At 67.2% G+C, this 19,314-nt stretch carries 20 protein-coding genes; 11 read left to right on the forward strand and 9 right to left on the reverse strand.

Features of this window, described 5'->3' with window-relative positions:
• Window positions 1-30: 30 nt before the first annotated feature.
• The gene (map, locus tag LX70_RS15020; protein WP_105515617.1) at window positions 31-837 is read right to left on the reverse strand and encodes a type I methionyl aminopeptidase; all 807 of its coding nucleotides are present in this window, start codon (window positions 835-837) and stop codon (window positions 31-33) included.
• A 118-nt stretch (window positions 838-955) separates the two neighbouring features.
• Between map and LX70_RS15025 the strand changes: the two genes are divergently transcribed.
• From LX70_RS15025 to LX70_RS15040, 4 genes are read left to right on the forward strand one after another with little or no spacing between them, the layout of a single operon-like run.
• Window positions 956-1,681: a competence/damage-inducible protein A gene (locus LX70_RS15025; protein ID WP_105515618.1), complete on the forward strand. Its 726-nt coding sequence runs from the start codon at window positions 956-958 to the stop codon at window positions 1,679-1,681.
• Window positions 1,678-2,382, forward strand: coding sequence for a GNAT family N-acetyltransferase (locus LX70_RS15030; protein ID WP_105515619.1), 705 nt, complete (start codon window positions 1,678-1,680; stop codon window positions 2,380-2,382). Before LX70_RS15025 ends, LX70_RS15030 begins: the two co-directional genes overlap by 4 nt.
• A gap of 21 nt (window positions 2,383-2,403) precedes the next feature.
• Window positions 2,404-2,979: a peroxidase-related enzyme gene (locus tag LX70_RS15035; protein ID WP_105515620.1), complete on the forward strand. Its 576-nt coding sequence runs from the start codon at window positions 2,404-2,406 to the stop codon at window positions 2,977-2,979.
• A complete protein-coding gene (locus tag LX70_RS15040) occupies window positions 2,976-3,908 on the forward strand; it encodes an OmpA family protein (RefSeq protein WP_105515621.1) in 933 nt (310 codons plus the stop codon). The genes LX70_RS15035 and LX70_RS15040 overlap by 4 nt, the downstream gene beginning before the upstream one ends.
• A gap of 41 nt (window positions 3,909-3,949) precedes the next feature.
• On the opposite strand, the gene LX70_RS15045 is transcribed toward LX70_RS15040, so the two are convergent.
• The 5 genes from LX70_RS15045 to dapA form a co-directional block, all read right to left on the reverse strand.
• Window positions 3,950-4,855 (reverse strand): LysR family transcriptional regulator, encoded by a 906-nt coding sequence (locus LX70_RS15045; RefSeq protein ID WP_105515622.1) that lies wholly within the window; start codon window positions 4,853-4,855, stop codon window positions 3,950-3,952.
• A gap of 153 nt (window positions 4,856-5,008) precedes the next feature.
• Window positions 5,009-7,027, reverse strand: a complete 2,019-nt coding sequence (locus tag LX70_RS15050) for an NADPH-dependent 2,4-dienoyl-CoA reductase (RefSeq protein WP_105515623.1) — start codon at window positions 7,025-7,027, stop codon at window positions 5,009-5,011.
• 84 nt (window positions 7,028-7,111) lie between these two features.
• Window positions 7,112-7,498 (reverse strand): hypothetical protein, encoded by a 387-nt coding sequence (locus LX70_RS15055; protein ID WP_105515624.1) that lies wholly within the window; start codon window positions 7,496-7,498, stop codon window positions 7,112-7,114.
• Between the two features lie 8 nt (window positions 7,499-7,506).
• Window positions 7,507-8,280: a DUF6478 family protein gene (locus LX70_RS15060; RefSeq protein WP_105515625.1), complete on the reverse strand. Its 774-nt coding sequence runs from the start codon at window positions 8,278-8,280 to the stop codon at window positions 7,507-7,509.
• 147 nt (window positions 8,281-8,427) lie between these two features.
• Window positions 8,428-9,303, reverse strand: a complete 876-nt coding sequence (gene dapA / locus LX70_RS15065; RefSeq protein WP_105515626.1) for a 4-hydroxy-tetrahydrodipicolinate synthase — start codon at window positions 9,301-9,303, stop codon at window positions 8,428-8,430.
• Window positions 9,304-9,455: 152 nt separating this feature from the next.
• Between dapA and LX70_RS15070 the strand changes: the two genes are divergently transcribed.
• Window positions 9,456-11,399, forward strand: a complete 1,944-nt coding sequence (locus tag LX70_RS15070; RefSeq protein WP_105515627.1) for a lytic transglycosylase domain-containing protein — start codon at window positions 9,456-9,458, stop codon at window positions 11,397-11,399.
• On the opposite strand, the gene LX70_RS15075 is transcribed toward LX70_RS15070, so the two are convergent.
• Both LX70_RS15075 and mnmC2 read right to left on the reverse strand, forming a co-directional pair.
• Window positions 11,374-12,279 (reverse strand): DMT family transporter, encoded by a 906-nt coding sequence (locus LX70_RS15075; RefSeq protein WP_105515628.1) that lies wholly within the window; start codon window positions 12,277-12,279, stop codon window positions 11,374-11,376. The genes LX70_RS15070 and LX70_RS15075 overlap by 26 nt on opposite strands.
• Entirely contained in the window at window positions 12,276-12,962 is a 687-nt protein-coding gene (mnmC2, locus tag LX70_RS15080; protein WP_105515629.1) for a tRNA (5-methylaminomethyl-2-thiouridine)(34)-methyltransferase MnmC2, read from the reverse strand. The genes LX70_RS15075 and mnmC2 overlap by 4 nt, the downstream gene beginning before the upstream one ends.
• 42 nt (window positions 12,963-13,004) lie before the next feature.
• Between mnmC2 and LX70_RS15085 the strand changes: the two genes are divergently transcribed.
• Window positions 13,005-14,054 carry an NAD(P)/FAD-dependent oxidoreductase gene (locus tag LX70_RS15085; protein ID WP_105515630.1) on the forward strand — a complete coding sequence of 350 codons (1,050 nt, stop codon included), beginning with the start codon at window positions 13,005-13,007 and terminating at the stop codon, window positions 14,052-14,054.
• Between the two features lie 87 nt (window positions 14,055-14,141).
• Here LX70_RS15085 and LX70_RS15090 read toward each other — a convergent pair whose 3' ends face one another.
• On the reverse strand, window positions 14,142-15,089 hold the full coding sequence (locus LX70_RS15090; protein ID WP_105515631.1) for an L-threonylcarbamoyladenylate synthase: 948 nt from the start codon (window positions 15,087-15,089) through the stop codon (window positions 14,142-14,144).
• A 135-nt stretch (window positions 15,090-15,224) separates the two neighbouring features.
• Here LX70_RS15090 and LX70_RS15095 point away from each other — a divergent pair, with 135 nt between their 5' ends.
• The 5 genes from LX70_RS15095 to LX70_RS15115 are packed head-to-tail and all read left to right on the forward strand — an operon-like array spanning window position 15,225 to window position 19,312.
• On the forward strand, window positions 15,225-16,916 hold the full coding sequence (locus LX70_RS15095; protein WP_105515737.1) for an acyl-CoA dehydrogenase: 1,692 nt from the start codon (window positions 15,225-15,227) through the stop codon (window positions 16,914-16,916).
• A complete protein-coding gene (locus LX70_RS15100; RefSeq protein WP_105515632.1) occupies window positions 16,916-17,968 on the forward strand; it encodes an MBL fold metallo-hydrolase in 1,053 nt (350 codons plus the stop codon). The genes LX70_RS15095 and LX70_RS15100 overlap by 1 nt, the downstream gene beginning before the upstream one ends.
• The gene (locus LX70_RS15105) at window positions 17,965-18,483 is read left to right on the forward strand and encodes a DUF6173 family protein (RefSeq protein ID WP_105515738.1); all 519 of its coding nucleotides are present in this window, start codon (window positions 17,965-17,967) and stop codon (window positions 18,481-18,483) included. Before LX70_RS15100 ends, LX70_RS15105 begins: the two co-directional genes overlap by 4 nt.
• Before the next feature lie 56 nt (window positions 18,484-18,539).
• Window positions 18,540-18,674: an aa3-type cytochrome c oxidase subunit IV gene (locus LX70_RS15110; RefSeq protein ID WP_105515633.1), complete on the forward strand. Its 135-nt coding sequence runs from the start codon at window positions 18,540-18,542 to the stop codon at window positions 18,672-18,674.
• Window positions 18,675-18,703: 29 nt separating this feature from the next.
• A complete protein-coding gene (locus LX70_RS15115) occupies window positions 18,704-19,312 on the forward strand; it encodes a hypothetical protein (protein ID WP_105515634.1) in 609 nt (202 codons plus the stop codon).
• The last annotated feature ends 2 nt before the right edge of the window (window positions 19,313-19,314 follow it).

Below are 19,314 nucleotides of genomic sequence, written 5' to 3' on the forward strand. Positions count from 1 at the left end.
CCCCCGGATCGGGCCGCGCAAGCGGGCCGATCACTTCGTCGGGTGAAACGTCCCGGCGGGCGACAGGGTGAAGATCTCGCACCCCTCCGCCGTCACGCCGATGGAATGTTCGAACTGCGCCGAAAGCGACTTGTCCCGCGTCACGGCGGTCCAGTCGTCGGCCAGCACCTTGGTCTCGGGCCGGCCAAGGTTCACCATCGGCTCGATGGTGAAGAACATCCCTTCCTCCAGCACCGGCCCCGCGCCCGCGCGGCCGTAATGCAGGACGTTCGGCGGCGCATGGAAGACCCGGCCAAGCCCGTGGCCGCAGAAATCGCGCACCACGCTCATTCGCTGCGCCTCGACATAGGACTGGATCGCATGGCCGATGTCGCCGAAAGTGTTGCCCGGCTTCACCGCCTCGATCCCCAGCATCAGCGCGTCATGGGTCACCTGCACCAGACGCTCTGCCTTGCGGTTCATGCTGCCCGCGACGTACATCCGGCTTGTGTCGCCATACCAGCCGTCGACGATCACCGTCACGTCGATGTTCAGGATATCGCCGTCCTTAAGGGTCTTCGGCCCCGGAATCCCGTGGCAGACCACATGGTTCACACTGATGCAGGAGGCATGCTGATAGCCGCGATAGCCGATCGTCGCGGATTTCGCCCCGGCGGCGGTCACGCGCTCTTCGATGAAGGCGTCGATCTCACCGGTCGTCACCCCCGGTTCCACCAGCGCCGCAACCTCGTCAAGGATCTCGGCCGCGAGCCGCCCGGCGACGCGCATCCCCTCGAAATCCTCGGCCTCGTATATCCTGATCCCGTCTTTCGTCAGACGGCCACGCGGGTCATCCACCGGATGCTCCTTTGACAGTTTCCCGGCCTAGATAGTCAAGCTGGCCGGATTTGGCCAGACCGGGGCTTTCCGGCGCCGTCGCACATGCCTATAGCTTGGACGAACGGAGGGCCACCCCATGTCCAACCCCACGGCTGCCATCCTCGTCATCGGGGATGAAATCCTTTCGGGCCGCACCCGCGACGCGAACATGCATTACCTTGCGGGGGAGCTTGCGACCAAGGGTATCGACCTGAAAGAGGCGCGGATCGTGCCTGACGTGCAGGACGCCATCGTGGCTGCGCTGAACGCGCTTCGGGCGCGCTATGACCACGTCTTCACCTCGGGCGGGATCGGGCCGACCCACGACGACATCACCGCCGACGCGGTCGCCGCCGCCTTCGGCCAGCCCCTTCATGTCCGCGACGATGCGCGCGATCTTCTGGCGCGGCATTACGACCGCAGCGGGCTTGAGTTCAACGAGGCGCGGATGCGCATGGCGCGCATTCCCGAAGGGGCGGTCCTGATCGACAACCCGATTTCCACCGCGCCGGGCTTCTCGCTGGAAAACGTGCATGTCATGGCGGGCGTGCCGAACATCTTTCAGGCGATGGTCGCCTCGCTTTTGCCGCGGCTGACGGGCGGGCGGCCGCTTTTGTCGCAAACGCTGAGGATCGAGCGGGGCGAAGGCTCGGTCGCCAAACCGCTGGCGGCGCTGGCGGCGGAATTCGACGACCTCAGCTTCGGCTCCTACCCCTTCATCCAGAACGGCGCATACGGCACCAATATCGTCGTGCGCGGCACCGATGCGGGGCGTCTGGACGCCGCGATGGCAAGGCTGGCGGCGATGGCCGGGGCCGAATGAACGCGATCCTGTCCCTTCTCGACGCCACCTGGCCCGCCGCCGCCTTGTCGCGCGCCGGGGCCTTCACGATCCGCGAGGGGCGGGGCGGCGGCAGCCGCGTCTCGGCCGCGACGGTCGAGGGGCCGTTCGGGGCGGGCGACATTGAGGCGGCCGAGGCCGCGCAGGACGCGCTTGGGCAGACCAATCTTTTCATGGTCCTTGGCGGGCAGCAGGCGCTGGACGACGCGCTGGCCGCGCGCGGCTACCGGGTCAAGGACCCGGTGGTGATCTATGCCGCCGCCACGGCGGTGCTGGCCGCGCCGGAACCCGGCCCCCTGACCGCCTTCACCGTCTGGCCGCCGTTTGAAATCATGCGCGTCGTCTGGGCCGAGGGCGGCATCGGCCCCGCGCGTCTGGCGGTGATGGACCGTGTCGCGGGGCCGAAGACGGCGATCATGGGCCGCGTCCCCGACCGGATGTCCGGCGTCGCCTTCGTCGCGGTTGTGGAAAACCGCGCCATGCTGCACGCGCTGCACGTCTCTCCGGCGATGCGTCGGCAAGGTTCCGCCGTCAACATGATGCGGAAGGCCGCGATCTGGGCGCAAGATCACGGCGCGACAGAGCTTTTTCTAGCGGTTACAAAGGCTAATGAGGCGGCGAACGCTCTCTACGCTTCCCTCGGGATGCGGATTGTGGAAAACTATCACTACCGCTCAAGATAACCCCAAGAGGCATGGGGAGCAGTGACAGAAGACACGCAAAGGCCGACGGCGCTTGACCTGCCCATGGTCGACCCGCTTCCCGAGGCGACCCGGAAGTATTTCGACGTGTGCGCCGAAAAGCTGGGCCTCATCCCCAATGTCCTGAAAGCCTATGCCTTCGACATCGCCAAGCTGAATGCGTTCAGCGCGATGTATAACGACCTGATGCTGGCCGAAAGCGGGCTGACAAAGCTTGAACGCGAGATGATCGCGGTCTGCGTTTCGTCGATCAACCGCTGCTGGTATTGTCAGGTCGCCCATGGCGCGGCGGTACGCGAACTCTCCGGCGACCCGGTTCTGGGCGAGGCGATCGTGATGAACTGGCGCGTCGCCACCCTGACGGCGAAGCAGCGCGCGATGCTGGAGTTCGCCGAAAAGCTGACGGTGGCGTCATCGAAGATCGAAGAAGCGGACCGGCAGGCGCTGCGCGATGCCGGGTTCTCGGATCGCGACATCTGGGACATCGCCTCGGTCACCGGGTTCTTCAACATGACCAACCGCGTCGCCTCGGCCAGCGGGATGGAGCCGAACCCAGACTATCACGGCGCGCACCGATGATCCGCGCGGCCCTCATCGCCATGGTGGCCTGCGCTTCGCCCCTGGCGGCGGCGCCGACCCTCTCGCTGCCCCCCTCCGCCACCCGCACGGTCGAGGATGCCCGCAGCCTTGGCAGCTATGACGTGCCGGTCGGCCCCTGGGCGGATGGCAAGATCGACAAGCTGCATGTCGAGGGGGAGATTTCGCGCACCGCCTGGCGCATCACCGAAAACCGCGAGCCGACGCTGGCCCTCATCGCCGCCCTGCGCGGGCAGTTGGAGGCCGAGGGGTTCCAGACCGTCTTTTCCTGCGACACCGACGCCTGCGGCGGTTTCGATTTCCGCTTTGCCATCGACGTTCTGCCCGAACCGCGGATGCATATCGACCTTGGCGATTTCCGCGTCCTTTCCGCCCGCCGGGGTGAAGGTGACGCCGCCGATTACGTCACGCTGATCGTCAGCCGCACGACCGACAGCGCCTATGTCCAGATGACCCGCGTCGGCAAGGCGCTGGGCGCGCCGCTGCCCATCGCCGCCGCCCGGTTCGAACCGCGCGTCACCCCGCCCAGCGATGGCGCGCTGTCCGATCAGCTTGTCGCATCGGGCAAGGTTGTGCTGGGCGATCTGATCTTCGCCAGCGGCACCACGAAACTGGGCGAGGGTCCCTTTGCCTCGCTCGGCGATCTTGCCGACTGGCTTAAGGCCCATCCCGACCAGAAGATCGCGCTGGTCGGCCATACCGATGCCGAGGGTTCCTTGGCCGGGAACGTCGCCTTGTCCCGCGCGCGCGCGACGGCGGTGCTGGACCGCCTCGTCTCCGTCTACGGCGTGCCGCGCGGCCAGCTTTCGGCCGACGGGGTCGGTTACCTCAGCCCGCTTGCCTCGAACCTCACCGAAGAGGGGCGGGCGCAAAACAGACGGGTCGAGGCGATGATCACCTCGACCCGTTAAGCGGCGGGCCGTCGGCCCTTACCGTCACCCAATCTGTGTGCTTACCAGCGGTCCGGACCGCGTTCGGCAAAAGCTTGCGCCAGGAAGTCGATGAAGGCGCGCACCTTGGGCTGCGTGAAGCGGCCCGGCGGGTAGACGGCGTAGATGCCCAGCGATTCGACCGGCAGATCGGGGATCGCATCCACGACCAGACCCTGTTTCATCGCATCCGCGTAGAGGAAGGACGGCAGGTAGGCGATGCCAAGACCCGAGATCGCGGCATTGAGAAGCGACTGGCCATCGTTCACCGTCAGCCAGCCGGCGGTGCGGACCTGACGCTTTTCACCCGAGGGGGCGGTGATCTTCCAGACGTTGCCCGAGGCCTGATTCGAATAATGCAGCAGCTTGTGTTCGTTCAGGTCGTCGATCTTCGCGGGCTGTCCGTACTTCGCGAAGTAAGAGGGCGAGCCCACCATGCGCTTCGCGGTTTCCGTCAGCTTGCGGGCGCGGAGGGTGGAATCTTCCAGCTCCCCCACCCGGATGGCCATGTCGAACCCTTCCGAGATCAGCTCGACATAGCGGTTGTTCAGCACCATGTTCACGGTGATGTCGGGATATTCCAGCAGGAAGTCCCCAAGGATCGGCGACAGCAGGTTCACGCCGAAATCCGTCGCCACCGAGATGCGCAACAGGCCCGAGGGCGCCGATTGCATCGAGGTGACAAGCGCGTCGGCCTCTCCCGCGTCGTTCAGAACCCGGCGGGCGCGGTCGTAATAGGCCAGACCGATCTCGGTCGGCGATACGCGGCGCGTCGTCCGGTTCAGAAGCCGCGCCCCAAGACGCGCTTCAAGAGAAGATACATGTTTCGAGACAGCGGATTTCGAAATCCCCATCTTTTTCGCCGCGTCCGTAAACCCCCCCTGGTCTACGACGGTGGCGAAAGCCTCCATTTCCGTCAGTCGGTCCATTGTGCACCCGTCAAATACATTGCCCGCCGTGGTCCGGTATCACGTCCAAATCGGGCAATATTGCGGAGCTTGGCGGACAAGACTTGGGTATTTATCGCGAACGAAGGTGACGAAATGTGGTGGATCGGGTCCGAGCGGACAACAAAGAAACGATCATATGCGGGCGGCGAGGCGGGTCCCCTGGTCGATGGCGCGCTTTGCATCCAGCTCTGCCGCGACATCGGCGCCGCCAATGACATGCACGGTGCGGCCACGCTTCGCCAGCGCATCGGCCAGTGTCCGCTCGCTGATCTGCCCGGCGCATAGAACGACCGTATCCACCGGCAAAACCTGCGGCTCCGCACGCTCCGGCCCTTTCGACAGGTGCAGCCCCTCCGAATCGATCCGTTCGTAATTCACCCCGCCGACCATGCGCACCCCCTTGGCCGCCAGCGTTGCGCGGTGGATCCAGCCCGTCGTCTTGCCCAGCCGCCGCCCCGGCTTTTCGGCCTTGCGCTGAAGCAGCGTGACGGCGCGCGCGGGCGCCTCGGGCGCGGGCGTACCAAGGCCGCCGCGCAGAATTTCGGGATCGGCGACGCCCCATTCCCGCAACCAGTCGTCCAGATTGAGCGTCGGGCTTTCCCCGGCCTGCGTCAGGTATTCGGCAACGTCAAAGCCGATCCCGCCCGCGCCGACGATGGCGACCCGGCCGCCGACCTCGGCGCCCCTCAGCACCTCGATGTAAGAGCGCACATTGGCGCCGTCCTGCCCCGGAATGCCCGGATCGCGCGGCCGGACGCCGGTGGCGATCACCACCTCGTCGAAGCCCTCCAGCGCCTCGGCCGTCGACTCCGTTCCCAGCTGCAGGGTGATGCCGCTTTGCGCCACCATCGTGCGGAACCAGGCGACGAGGCCGTGGAATTCCTCTTTCCCCGGCACCTGTTTGGCCAGGTTCAACTGCCCGCCAATCTCTGCCCCGCGTTCGAAAAGCGTCACCTCATGCCCGCGCGTGTCAAGGGCCAGCGCCGCCGACAGACCCGCCGGTCCGGCCCCCACGACGGCAATCCGTTTCGCGGCCTTCACGGGCGTCAGCACCAGCTCCGTCTCATGCGCGGCGCGGGGATTGACGAGACAGGTGGAAATCTTGCCAGCGAAAGTGTGATCAAGGCAGGCCTGATTGCAGGCAATACAGGGCGCGATCTGGTCGGCCTGCCCTGCGGCCGCCTTGCGCACGAAATCCGGGTCGGCAAGGAAGGGGCGCGCCATCGACACCATGTCGGCGCAGCCCTCGGCCAGAACCGCCTCGGCCACGGCGGGCGTATTGATCCGGTTCGAGGTGACGATGGGGATCGCAACCTCCCCCATCAGCTTCTTCGTCACCCAGGAAAACGCCCGCCGGGGGACCGAGGTGGCGATGGTCGGGATGCGCGCCTCATGCCAGCCGATGCCGGTGTTCAGGATCGACGCGCCCGCCGCCTCGATCCGCTTCGCAAGCATCACCACCTCATCCCAGCTTTGCCCCTCCGGCACGAGGTCGAGAAGCGAGATGCGGTAGATCACGATGAAATCGCGGCCCACCGCGGCGCGCACCCGCCGCATCACCTCCACCGGCAGGCGCATCCGGTTCTCGGCGCTGCCGCCCCATCGGTCGGTGCGCTTGTTGGTATGGGCGACAAGGAATTCGTTGAGAAGATAGCCCTCGGACCCCATCACCTCAACGCCGTCATAGCCCGCCTCGCGCGCCCGCGCGGCGGCGGTGGCGATGTCGGCGATCTGCTTTTCGATGCCCTCTTCGTCCAGTTCCTTCGGCGGAAAGGGGGAGATTGGCGACTTGATGGGCGAGGGGGCGACGCAATCGGGGCCATAGGCGTAACGCCCGGCATGCAGGATCTGCATCGCGATCCGCCCGCCGGCCTCATGGACGCGGTCGGTCACGATCCGCTGGTGGGCGATATCCTCGGCCGTGAAAAGTCCCGAGGCACCGGGAAAGACGCCACCTTCGCGGTTTGGCGCCATGCCGCCCGTCACCATCAGGCCGACCCCGCCGCGCGCGCGTTCGGCGTAAAACTCCGCCACGCGGTTCCAGTCCTTCGTCTCCTCAAGGTTGGTGTGCATCGACCCCATGAGGACGCGGTTCGGCAGCGTCACATGCCCAAGGTCGAGCGGTTTGAGAAGGTTTGGAAAGTCGGTCACGGGCAGTCCCCCCAAAGGTTGCCCGATGCTTGCACGGGCGGGGGCCAAGGTCACGCCGGACGCCACGTCACGGGGGCGGGCCGCCTAATGATCCTTTGCCGCGCAGTAGCGCCGGAAGGCTTTTTTCAGCATGTCGAGTTCGGCGCGCATCAGGTCAAGCTCTGCCCGCATGTCGGCATCTGCCGCCTCGCCCGCGACGATGGTGAAATGGGCCAGCGTTTCGCCGTCTTCCGTGTCACGGATCAGGAAGGTCTGCACCCCGTCCGACAAAAGCCCCGCCGGGACCGCGACCGACAGATGCCAGGTATCGCGCGCGGGGCCGCGCGCGACCTCGACCGGGCCGATCCGCTCGGCGCCAAGGTAAAGGTCAAACGCTGGCGTCTCGGCGCTGGTGCGGTGCAGCTCGCCCTGCCACTGACCGGCCCTGAGGCGCGCCGCGGTGATGCCGAAACTGATATCCGCTTTCGTCATGCGTCCCCTCACAACTCCGCCCTTGGGCGGCGGCTGAAGGTGAGGTCGCGCAACTGGATCTGGTTCATCCGGGGATTGTCGAAGATCAGATCGACCCAGGCGCGGTCAAGCTTGCGGCCCTCGATATGGCTGTAGGCGAGGTCGAATTCCGTGAAGCAATCGGCCCGGTCACGGGGCAGTTCGCGAACGATCTGTTCGGTATTTGGCCCCTGCCGCAGGTTCAGCCGCACATAGACCTCAAGCGGGCGCTCAAGCTCCGCCACCGCCGCGACGCGCAGGATATGGCGCGCCTTCAGGCTTTGCGCGGCCGCGCCGGGCAGTTCGGTGACAAGCGACAGGTAGGAGCCGTCGAAGTCGAAGACGTCAAGTTGCAGGCCATGCGGCGCAAGGTCGGTTTCGCGCGTGTTGCGGACCTGCCGCAGCGAAAGCTCCGGCACCCTGCAATCGTGGAAAAGCTTCACGTCCTGCCCGACCGCCGCCCCGTTTTCGACCGGCGCTATGCCGGAAGTGGCCAGTGGCCCGGCCCAGGGATCGGGGCGCCATTTCCAGTCCGACATCTCGGGCGCGGGGATGGCGGCGCCTTGGCCGCCCGGCGCGGCAAGCCGTGTGTCGGCGATCTGCACCACGCGGTCGAGGTCACGGCGCAGGGCGCGGGCATCGGTGCGAAGCTGGCGCAGCTCTGCCGGATCGGCGCCTTCCGCACCCGCCGCCGCCCCGCGCCAGCCGCGCAAGGACCGGCGCAGGAAAAGCCGGTCAAGGAAGCCAAGTCTGTTCTGGCGCATGTCTCCGGGCCGCTGGGTTCACATCGGGGGCGTTCCCTGACCCATACAGGCACCGCTCTGCGCGAGGCAAGGCGCGAGTCTGTCGCAATGGCGCGAATTCGCGAAGCGCCACGGGCGCGGCCCGGATCGGCACACCCGTGGCGCGGGTCAGTTCACCAGACCGGCATGACGCATGGCCGCGTCGATCTTTGCCTTGGTTTCCGGCAGAAGCGTCGTCAGCGGCGACCGCACCTCATCCGAGCAAAGGCCAAGCTTCGAGAGGCCGTATTTCGCCCCCGCCAGCCCCGGCTCGATAAAGATCGCCTCATGCAGCGGCATCAGCCGGTCCTGATAGGCCAGCGCGGCGGCATAGTCGCCCGACAGTGTCGCCTGCTGGAACTCGGCGCAGAGTTTCGGGGCGACGTTCGCGGTGACGCTGATGCAGCCGACGCCGCCATGGGCGTTGAAGCCAAGCGCCGTCGCATCCTCACCCGAAAGCTGGATGAAATCGGCCCCGCAGGTGGCGCGCTGCTGGCTCACCCGCTCAATCTTGCCGGTCGCGTCCTTCACGCCGACGATGCGCGGCAGTTTCGCAAGCTCCCCCATCGTTTCGGGCGTCATGTCGATGACCGAACGCGGCGGGATATTGTAGATGATGATCGGCAGATTGCAGGCGTCATGGACTGCCTTGAAATGCGCGTAAAGCCCGCGCTGGGTGGGCTTGTTGTAATAGGGCGTCACGACCAGCGCCGCGTCCGCGCCAGCGCGTTCGGCATGCTGGATCAGCGCGATCCCCTCGGCGGTGTTGTTCGACCCGGCGCCCGCGATCACCGGCACGCGACCGGCGGCGGCCTTCACCACCGCCTCGATGACCTGGCCATGCTCCTCATGGGAAAGCGTCGGGCTTTCGCCGGTCGTGCCGACCGGGACAAGGCCATGCGTACCTTCGCCGATATGCCAGTCGACGAGTTTCTTCAGAGCGTTCCAATCCACCGCGCCGTCCTTGAACGGCGTGACCAGGGCAACGTAGGACCCTTTGAACATGACACGCTCCTTTGAGGTTTCGGACGGGACTCGTCCGGTTGAAATCGCGCGGAACCTATAGGGCCGCGCGACGCTTGCCAAGTTTGTGTGTTGCGGGCGCGGCCATGGCGGGTATCCTTGGCAAAAAAAGACACCCGAAGCAGTAGCAGGCCATGTTCCGTACCACCTTTCGCGCCGCCGCGCTGGCGCTGACCTTTACACTTCCCGCCCTTGCCGCCGCCGGCGCCGAGAATCCCGGACAGTTGCGCACGGCCCTTGCCGCCGCCGACGGGCGCGACTGGGCCAGGGCGACGGCGGCGGCCCGCGCCGCCGGGCCGCTTTCGGCCGCGATCATCGACTGGGAAAGGCTGCGCGACGGGCAGGGCAGCTTTGCCGAATACCGCGCCTTCCTGTCGCGATACCCCGACTGGCCGGGCCTGCCCTATCTGCGCAAGCGTGGCGAGGCGGTGCTTGACGGCGTGTCGGGGGATGACGTCATCGCCTATTTCAAGGGCCATGTTCCCCAGACCGGCACCGGCAGCCTTGCGCTGATCGCGGCGCTTGAGGGGGCGGGCCGGACCACGGCGGCGAAGGACGAAGCGGTGCGCGCCTGGCGCACGCTGTCGATGACGGCGGACGAACACGCCCGCTTTATCGCGCTTCACGCGCCCCTCCTTGCCGCCCATCACGATGGCCGCACCGCCGCGATGCTGCGCGCGGGCCTGACGGCGGACGCACGGCGGATGCTGCCGCTGGCCAGCGCCTATACCGGCGCCATCGCCGCCGCGCGGGTGGCACTTCAGGCCGACGACAAGGGCGTCGATACACTGATCGCCGCCGTGCCGGAAAAGGGCCTTTCCTCCGGCGGCCTTGCCTATGACCGCTTCCGCTGGCGTATCCGCAAGGATCTTTATGACAGCGCGGGCGACCTGCTTCTGGAACGCTCGGTCAGCGCCAGCGCGCTGGGTGACCCCGACCAATGGGCCGACTGGCGCCGCAGGCTTGCCCGCAAGGAGATGCGCGAGGGCGATGCGCGCCGCGCCTATCGCATGGCCTCGCAGCATTTCCTGACCGGCGGCAGCGATTATGCCGATCTGGAATGGCTGTCGGGCTATATCGCGCTGCGCAAGCTGGGCGATGCCAAGACGGCGCTGGACCATTTCGACCGCATGGAAAAGGCGGTCAGCGGCCCGATCAGCCTGGCCCGCGCGAATTACTGGGAAGGCCGCGCCTATGAGGTGTTGGGCGGCAAGGCCAAGGCGCTTGCAGCCTATGCCGAAGGCGCGCGTTACCAGACCTCATTCTACGGGCTTCTGTCGGCCGAAAAGGTCGGCCTGCCGCTGTCGCCCGCGCTGGTGGGTGGTGAAAGCTTCCCCGACTGGCACGGCGCTGCCTTCACCTCCTCCACCGTCTTTCAGGCGGCGCGGGAACTGATGGCGGCGGGGGATGAGACGCTGGCAGCGCGCTTCCTGCTGCATCTGGGCGAGGGGCTGGACGGCATGGACATCGGCCGCCTTGCCGGGATGGCGATGGCAGAGCATGAGCCGCATGTGGCGCTGGCGCTGGCCAAGGCGTCGGCCGACAAGGGCGTGATCTGGCCCTCGGCCTATTTCCCGGTCCCGGCGCTGTCGGGGCTGGACCTGCCTGTGGACCCCGACCTTGCCCTGTCGATCGCCCGGCGCGAGAGTGAGTTCAACGCCGCCGTCATCTCCCCCGCGGGCGCGCGCGGGCTGATGCAGGTGATGCCGGGGACGGCGAAGATGATGGCCGGCAAGATCGGCGTCGCCTATGAGCCGGGCAAGCTGACCACCGACTGGAAATACAACGCCCAGCTCGGTTCCGCCTATCTTCAGGGGCTTGTGGCGGAATTCGGCACATCGCCGCTTCTTGTCGCCTCGGGCTACAATGCCGGGCCGGGGCGGTCGCGGCAGTGGATCGACATGCTGGGCGACCCGCGCCGCGACGGGGTGGACCCGGTGGACTGGATCGAGGCGATCCCCTTCCGCGAGACGCAGACCTACGTCATGCGGGTGGCCGAAAGCATGCCGATCTATCGCGCGCGCCTGTCGGGCAAGGCCGGGCCGATCCGCTTTACCGATGAGTTGAAGGGGCGTTAGCCGCGCGCCGCGCCCGCGCCTTCATCCGCTGCCGCCAGAGGGTGAAAAGGCCCGCCGACACGACGATCAGCGCGCCGATGGCGACGTTGGGTTTCAGCACCTCGCCAAAGACCGTCAGGCCGATGGCGGCGGCGAAGACAAGCTGAAAATAGGCGAAGGGCTGGACCGCGCTCGCCTCCGCCACTTCCAGCGACCGGATCATCAGCCAATGGCCAAGGACCGCGGTACAACACAGAACCGCCATCCAGCCCCAGTCCGGCAGGCTCATTGCTTCCCAGTGAAAGACGCCGATGGCGGTCATCACCACGGCGCCGGTGATCCCGGTCCAGAAGAAGCTGACCGAGGCGGCGTCGCCCCGCGCGACATAGCGCGTCAAAAGGCCGTAAAGCGCGAACATCGTGGCGGCGACAAGCGGCACGACAGCGGCAGGGGCAAAGACCGCCACGCCGGGCTGAAGGATCACCAGAACCCCGGCAAAGCCGACCCCGATGGCAAGCCAGCGCCGCCAGCCGACCTTCTCGCCCAGGATCGGGCCGGAAAGGGCCGCGACAAGAAGCGGATAGCAGGTAAAGACCGCATGGCTTTCGACAAGGCCGAGAAGGGTGAAGGCGGTGACCATCACGCAGACCTCCGCCGCCAGAAGCACACCGCGCGCGATCTGGATCAGCGGAAAGCGCGGGCGCATCGCCGTGCGCAGGCCGCCGGGCTTGCGGGCGGCAAGGGCGATGGCGAAGCTGGCGAAGAACCAGTAGCGGATCATCACCACCATGAAGACGTTATAGGTCTCGGCAAGATGGCGCGAAATGCCGTCCTGCAAGGCAAAGACGAAACAGGTGCCGATCATCAGCCAGGCGCCAAGGCGGTTGTTCTGTTCGGTCATGTCGCGCTGTCCAACTCGCCACGGCTCATATGCCGCTTGCTGCCGTATCCTGCGCTTCGCTCTACCCGAAAGCCCGCCGACTGCAAGGACCTGCGGACAAAGCCCGCTGCGGTGTAGGTGGCGAATGTGCCGCCCGGCGCGGTGTGGCGCGCGACCTCGTCCAGCAGCGCGTCGCCCCAAAGCTCGGGGTTCTTGGCGGGGGAAAAGCCATCCAGGAACCAGGCGTCGGCCAGCCCCTGCCAGGCGGGCAGGGTATCGCGCGCGTCGCCGGTGATGACCTCCACCGTTACCGGGCCGGCCGCGAAGCGCCGCTGTCCCGCCGCCCAGGCATCAAGCAGGGGGCGGGCCTCGGCATGGGCCTCGGGGAAGGCGCGAAGCGCGCGGTCCATGTCGGCCGCCGTCATCGGGAAGGCCTCGAAGCTCGTGAAGCTCAGCCGCCCCGGCGCCCCTGCCGCGCGCCAGGCGATCAGGGTCGCCAGCAGGTTCAGCCCGGTCCCGAAGCCCAGTTCGGCGATTCGGAACCCGTCGCGAAAGCGGTCCGGCAGGCGGTTGCCGGACAGAAAGACGTGGCGGGTTTCGGCCAACCCGTTGGCAAGCGAGAAATACGGGTCGTCAAAGCGGTCCGAGACCGGAAGGTCGCCCTCCCGCCATGTCAGCGCTGCGCTCTGGTCCTTGGCGGTCATCTGTCCTAACCCTTGGGTCGAGTTATGCGGAAGGCGGGTGGAATGGCAACGGCGGATGTCACGATCATGGGCGCGGGGGCCTTCGGTCTGTCCATCGCCTGGGAATGCGCCCGTCGCGGGGCGCGGGTGCGGGTTTGCGAGGCGGCCCGGATCGGCGCGGGGTCGTCTGGCGGAATCGTCGGCGCGCTCGCTCCCCATGTGCCGGAACAGTGGAACGCCAAGAAGCAGTTCCAGTTCGACAGCCTGTTGATGGCGGAAGGGTTCTGGGCCGGGGTCGGCGCGGCAGGGGGCGCGGATCCCGGCTATCTGCGTTCGGGCCGGGTGCAGTCCATTGCCGACGAGGCGGCGCTGGCGTTGGCGCGCGGCCGGTCGTTGGGGGCGGCGGCGCTATGGCACGGTCAGGCGCTGTGGGAGGTGGTCGCAGCCGTTGAGGACGGCTGGTTGCCCAAGACGCCCACGGGCTACCTGATCCGCGACACGCTGACCGCGCGGCTGCATCCCCGGCAGGCGGGCATCGCGCTGACCGCCGCCATCCGGGCGCGGGGCGGGCGGATTGAGGAGGGTGTGGCGATGCCCGATGGCACGGCCCCCGTGATCTGGGCCACCGGCGCTGCCGGGCTGGCCGATCTGGGCGCGACGCTGGGCAAGACGGTCGGCGGGCCGGTCAAGGGGCAGGCGGCGCTTTTCGCCTGTCCGGGCGTCGCGACGCGACCGCAGCTTTTCGTCGACGGCGTGCATATCGTCCCCCATGCCGACGGGACGGTGGCGGTCGGCTCCACCTCTGAACGCGACTTCGACGGTGCCGATAGGGTGGACGAAAAGCTCGACCCCGTGATCGAAAAGGCGCGCGCGGCCTGTCCGGCGCTTGGCGATGCGCCGGTGATCGAGCGTTGGGCGGGCCTGCGCCCGCGCGCCCGAAGCCGGGCGCCGATGCTTGGCGCCTGGCCGGGGCGGGCGGGGCATTTCATCGCCAATGGCGGCTTCAAGATCGGCTTTGGCATGGCGCCGAAGGTGGCGCAGGTGATGGCCGATCTGGTGCTTGAGGGGCGCGACGCGATCCCGGATGGCTTCCGCGTCGAAGACAGCCTTTAAGGCGTTTCGGGTTTTCGTTGAGAAAGCAAGTATCAGAACTCGAACGAAATAAGTTCGAACTCTGAGTCAGTGTAAACCCGAAATGCTTTAGCGCGGCGCGGCGGCGCGGCGCAGGCGGTCGTTGATGGCGCGGCCAAGGCCATGCTCCGGGATCGGGGCAAAGGCGATGGCCCCGTCCGACATCGCATCGGCCCGGTGCAGGAAATGAAAGAGGTTCGCCGCCGCCTCGACCAGATCGCCGCTTTCCGACAGGTTCAGCGCCGCGCCCGCACAGCCCGGACCGAAACCGATCCAGACCGTTCCGGGGGCGGGGGCGGTCACGTTCAGCGCGACGCGCGCGGCGGGCGCGTAATGCGAGGCAAGCTGGCCCGGCGCGGTCGGCCGCTCCGGGTCGGTCCCGGCCCCGGTCAGGAGCGGTTCGCCAAGGCAATCCTCCAGCGCCTCGGCCGGAAGGCCGCCGGGGCGCAGAAGCCGCGCCCCGTCCGTCAGGCCGAGGATCGTCGATTCCACCCCCACCGCGCAGGCGCCGCCATCCACCACCGCCGCGATCCGGCCCGCCAGCCCCTCGACTACATGCTCCGCCCGCGTCGGGCTGATCCGGCCTGAGGGGTTGGCGGAGGGCGCGGCAAGCGGCCCGCCGAAGGCGCGCAGCAACGCCTGCGCCACCGGATGCGCCGGAACCCGCAGCGCGACCGAAGGCAAGCCCGCGGTGACCAGCGGCGACAGCCCGGCGTCGGGCCTTAGGGGAAGGACAAGCGTCAGCGGGCCGGGCCAGAACGCCGCCGCCACCCGTTCGGCCCGGTCGTCGAAGACGGCGTAGCGCCGCGCCGCCTGCACGTCAGGCAGGTGAACGATCAGCGGATTGAAGCGCGGCCGGCCCTTGGCCTCGAAGATCCGCGCGACGGCGATGTCCGATCGCGCATCCCCGCCAAGGCCATAGACCGTCTCGGTCGGAAATGCGACAAGCGCGCCATCGGCAAGCAGGGCCGCGGCGCGGGTCAGGCCTTCGGGCGTGGGGGGGATCAGATCTGTCACCGGGGCGCTGGGTTTCGTGACGTGGCGTCAAGGTTGCCGGGGATCGCCGCCGCCGCGATCATTGCGGCCACGGCCTTTTCAGGTGTCATACGCGGCGACCGGCCAAATGCCAAGCTGCGGGCAAGGGAGATTTCGATGACCTACCGTTCCCCCCTCGGCGATATCCGCTTCGTGCTGGATCATGTCGTCCCCTTCGGCGCGGTCGCGGCCACCGAACGCTTTGCCGAGGCGACGCCGGACACGGTCGAGGCGATCCTGACCGAGGCGGCGAAGCTTTGCGACGGCGTCGTGGCGCCGGTGAACGGGAACGGCGACAAGACCCCCGCACGGCTGGAAAACGGCGTGGTTCGCACCTCCCCCGGTTTTGCCGAAGCGTTCGGCGCCATCGCCGAAGGTGGCTGGATCGGCGTGTCGGCGCCCGCGGAACATGGCGGCATGGACCTGCCGCAGACGGTCAACATGTCGATTCAGGACATGCTGTCGGGTGCCTGCCTTGCGCTGCAACTGAACCCGCTTCTGACGCAGGGCCAGATCGAGGCGCTGGAACATCATGCCTCAGAGGAAATCAAGGCGCTTTACATCCCCAAGCTGATCTCCGGCGAATGGTCGGGGACGATGAACCTGACCGAGCCGCAGGCGGGCTCCGATGTCGGCGCGCTGCGCACCAAGGCAGAGCCGAAGGGCGACGGGAGCTATGCCATCACCGGGCAGAAGATCTTCATCACCTGGGGCGACAGCGACGTGGTCAGCAATGTCTCCCACCTCGTCCTCGCGCGGTTGCCGGGGGCGGCGGCGGGGACCAAGGGGATCAGCCTTTTCATCGTGCCGAAATATCTTCCCGATGCCGATGGCAATCCCGGCAAGGCCAATGCGCTGAAGGTGGTCAGCCTGGAACACAAGCTTGGCCTGCACGGATCGCCCACCTGCGTGATGTCCTATGAAGGGGCGACCGGCTGGCTGGTGGGTGAGGAAAACAAGGGCATGGCCGCGATGTTCACGATGATGAACAACGCCCGTCTTGGCGTCGGGATGCAGGGCGTCGGCGTGGCCGAGGCGGCCTGTCAGAAGGCCATCGACTACGCGCAGGAACGCAATCAGATGGGCGTGATCGCCGATCACCCCGACGTGCGCCGGATGCTGGCCACCATGCGGGCCGAGGTCTTTGCCGCGCGCGCCATCGGGCTGTCCTGTGCCGTCGCGCTGGACATGCACAAGGCGACGGGCGAGGGCGAATGGGCCGCGCGGGGCGCGTTCCTGACACCGATCGCCAAGGCTTACGGGACCGATGTCGGCTGCATGGTCAGCGAGATGGCGGTGCAGGTCCATGGCGGCATGGGCTATATCGAGGAAACCGGCGTGGCGCAGTTCTACCGCGACGTGCGCGTGACGCCGATCTACGAGGGGACGAACGGCATTCAGGCGATGGACCTTGTCGGGCGCAAGATGATGGACGGGGGCGAGGCCGCCTATCGCCTGCTGGAAGAGCTTGAGGCCGACGCCGAAGCCGCCCGCGCCGTCCTCCCCGACCTTGCGGGCGACCTTTGGTCCGCGGCCGAGACGCTGCGCGAGGCGACCGAATGGCTGACCGGGCAGGACATGCCCGCGCGCTTTGCCGGTGCGGTGCCTTACCTGCGCGCCTTTGCCCGCGTTCTGGGGGCGCATTACCATCTGCGCGCGGCCATGGCCGAGGGTGGCAAGGGCGCAAGGACCAACCTCGCCCGCGTCTATATCCGCCGCCTGCTGCCGATGTATGCCGCCCATCTGGCCGAGGCGCGCGACGGCGGCGCGTCGGTCATGGCGCTGTCGCCGGACGATCTGGCCGCGTGATGGATTGCGCTGCGGGTTCCACGGCGGAGGTGATCCGCTACCCCTGGGCCGATGCGCCCGAAGAAGGCACGCTGCGCGAGGTCGCGCCCGACATCTTCTGGCTGCGCCTGCCGCTGCCGATGGCGCTGGACCACGTCAACCTTTACGTTCTGGACGATGGCGATGGCTGGACGGTCGTCGATGCGGGCCTTGACACCCGCCGCGCCCGCGCGATCTGGGAAAGCGTTCTGGCCGGGCCGCTTGCGGGCAAGCCGCTTCGCCGGGTGGTGGTGACCCATTACCACCCCGATCACGTCGGCCTTGCAGGATGGTTGCAGGCGATGGGGGCCGAGCTTGTCACCACGCGGACAAGCTGGCTGACCGCGCGGATGCTGATCCTTGACGTGCAGCCCGTGCCGGTGGCCGAAACGCTGGCCTTCTGGCGCGCGGCGGGCATGGAGCCCGCGCTTTACGCCAAGCGGTCGGCGGAGCGTCCCTTCAACTTCGCCGATGTCGTCGCGCCCTTGCCGCTGGGCTATACGCGCATCGCGGACGGCGACACGATCCGCATGGGCGGGCGCGACTGGCTGGTCCGCACCGGCGACGGTCACGCCCCCGAACACGCGACCTTCTGGCAGGTGGATGGCCCGCTGATCCTTGGCGGGGATCAGCTTCTGCCCTCGATCTCCGCCAATCTCGGTGTCTATGCCTCGGAACCCCTTGCCGACCCGGTCGCCGAATGGATCGACAGCGCCGAACGCTTCCGCCCCTTCGCGCGTGACGACCAGTTGATCCTGCCGGGCCACAAGCTGCCCTTCACCGGCCTGCCGCTGCGCCTGCGCCAGATGATCGAGAACCACACCGGCGCGCTTGACCGTCTGCTGGCGCTTCTGGCCACCCCGAAAACGGCTGTCGAGTGCTTTGACGTGCTGTTCAAGAGGTCGGTGGGCGAGGCGGAATATGGCTTTGCGCTGGTTGAAGCGGTGGCGCATCTGAACCATCTGTTGCACAAGGGCCAGGTCGCACGCGCGCGGCGGGAGGACGGAGCTTGGCTATGGCAAAGAACGACATAAGCGACATGATCGACACCACGGCGGAGGCGCATGAAAGCTCTGCCATGCCCTGCGCGCGTGTCGCCCATACCGCCCCCGACGCCCCCGTCACGGCCGAGCTTGAGCCGCTTCCCGAAGGCGTCGCGGCCCAGCCCTATGCCGAGAAAAGCCCCGCGCAATGGGCCTATGAACGGCTGATCCTTTACATCCAGAACTTCGAAAAGCAGCTTGATGCCCAGCAGGAGGTTGCCATGGGCTTTACCGGCGGCGATGCCGGGGTGCTGCGGATCGAGGGGATCGGCTATTTCGACCCCGACATCGTCACCTTCTACGGCCGCGACGAAGAGAACGCGCGCACCCAGCTGATCCAGCATGTCAGCCAGCTGAGCGTCATGCTGCGCGCGATGCCGATGCCGAGCGAGGTGGAAGAGCCGCGCCGTATCGGGTTTCGCCTTGCCGCCGACCTTGACGGCGAGGCGCCCGCGACGAAGGCAAAGCGCGCATCGGCCGGGAAAGACAAGCCCGCAGGGTCGTGACAGTGCCGCGTGAATCGGCTATTCGACACATGACCTCAGAGGCAGGAGCGCGAAAGATGGCTGAGCATACCCATGGCGACATGAACGTCCGGGACCACGAAAAGACCTTTGCCGGTTTTGTCCGCATGGTGACCTGGATGACGATCCTGATCCTCGCCGTGCTGGTCTTCCTGGCCCTTGCCAACGCCTGAGGCGATTGGCGATATTTCCTGCCGTGTCCATGCGCAAAGCTCTTCTGTGCCTGTCGCTTCCCCTTGCCCTCGCGGCCTGCGGGGCCGAACCCGTCTGGGCGCCCGATGAGGCGGTCGCGCGCGCGCGCTATGTCTCGAACGAACCGACGTCGCTGACGCTTTACACCGTGGTCAGCAAGCGCAACGGAACCGGCGGGCATTCCGCGCTGATGATCAATGCCAGCCAACGGGTCCTGTTCGACCCCGCGGGCAGCTTCAAGGTCGGCTCGGTCCCCGAACGCAACGACCTGCTTTACGGCATCACCGAACGGATGCGGAAGCTTTATATCGACTACCACGCGCGCGACACTTACGACGTGCTGGCGCAGACCATCCTTGTCAGCCCCGCCGTCGCCGAGCAGGCCCTGCGTGAGGCGCAGTCCTATGGCGCGGTCAACAAGGCCTTCTGCGGCAATTCGGTCAGCGACATCCTGAAGGAACTGCCGGGGTTCGAGAACACGCCGCGCACCTTCTCCCCCGTCAGGATCAGTGAGGCCTTCGCGGCCCATCCGGGTGTGATGACCCATCTTTACCACGACGGCGACCCGGATATTCAGACCGGCATCGTCATGATCGACGGGGAAAACGCCGAACCGTAAGC

This window comes from Albidovulum denitrificans (genome assembly GCF_002973535.1).
Lineage (GTDB): Bacteria > Pseudomonadota > Alphaproteobacteria > Rhodobacterales > Rhodobacteraceae > Albidovulum > Albidovulum denitrificans.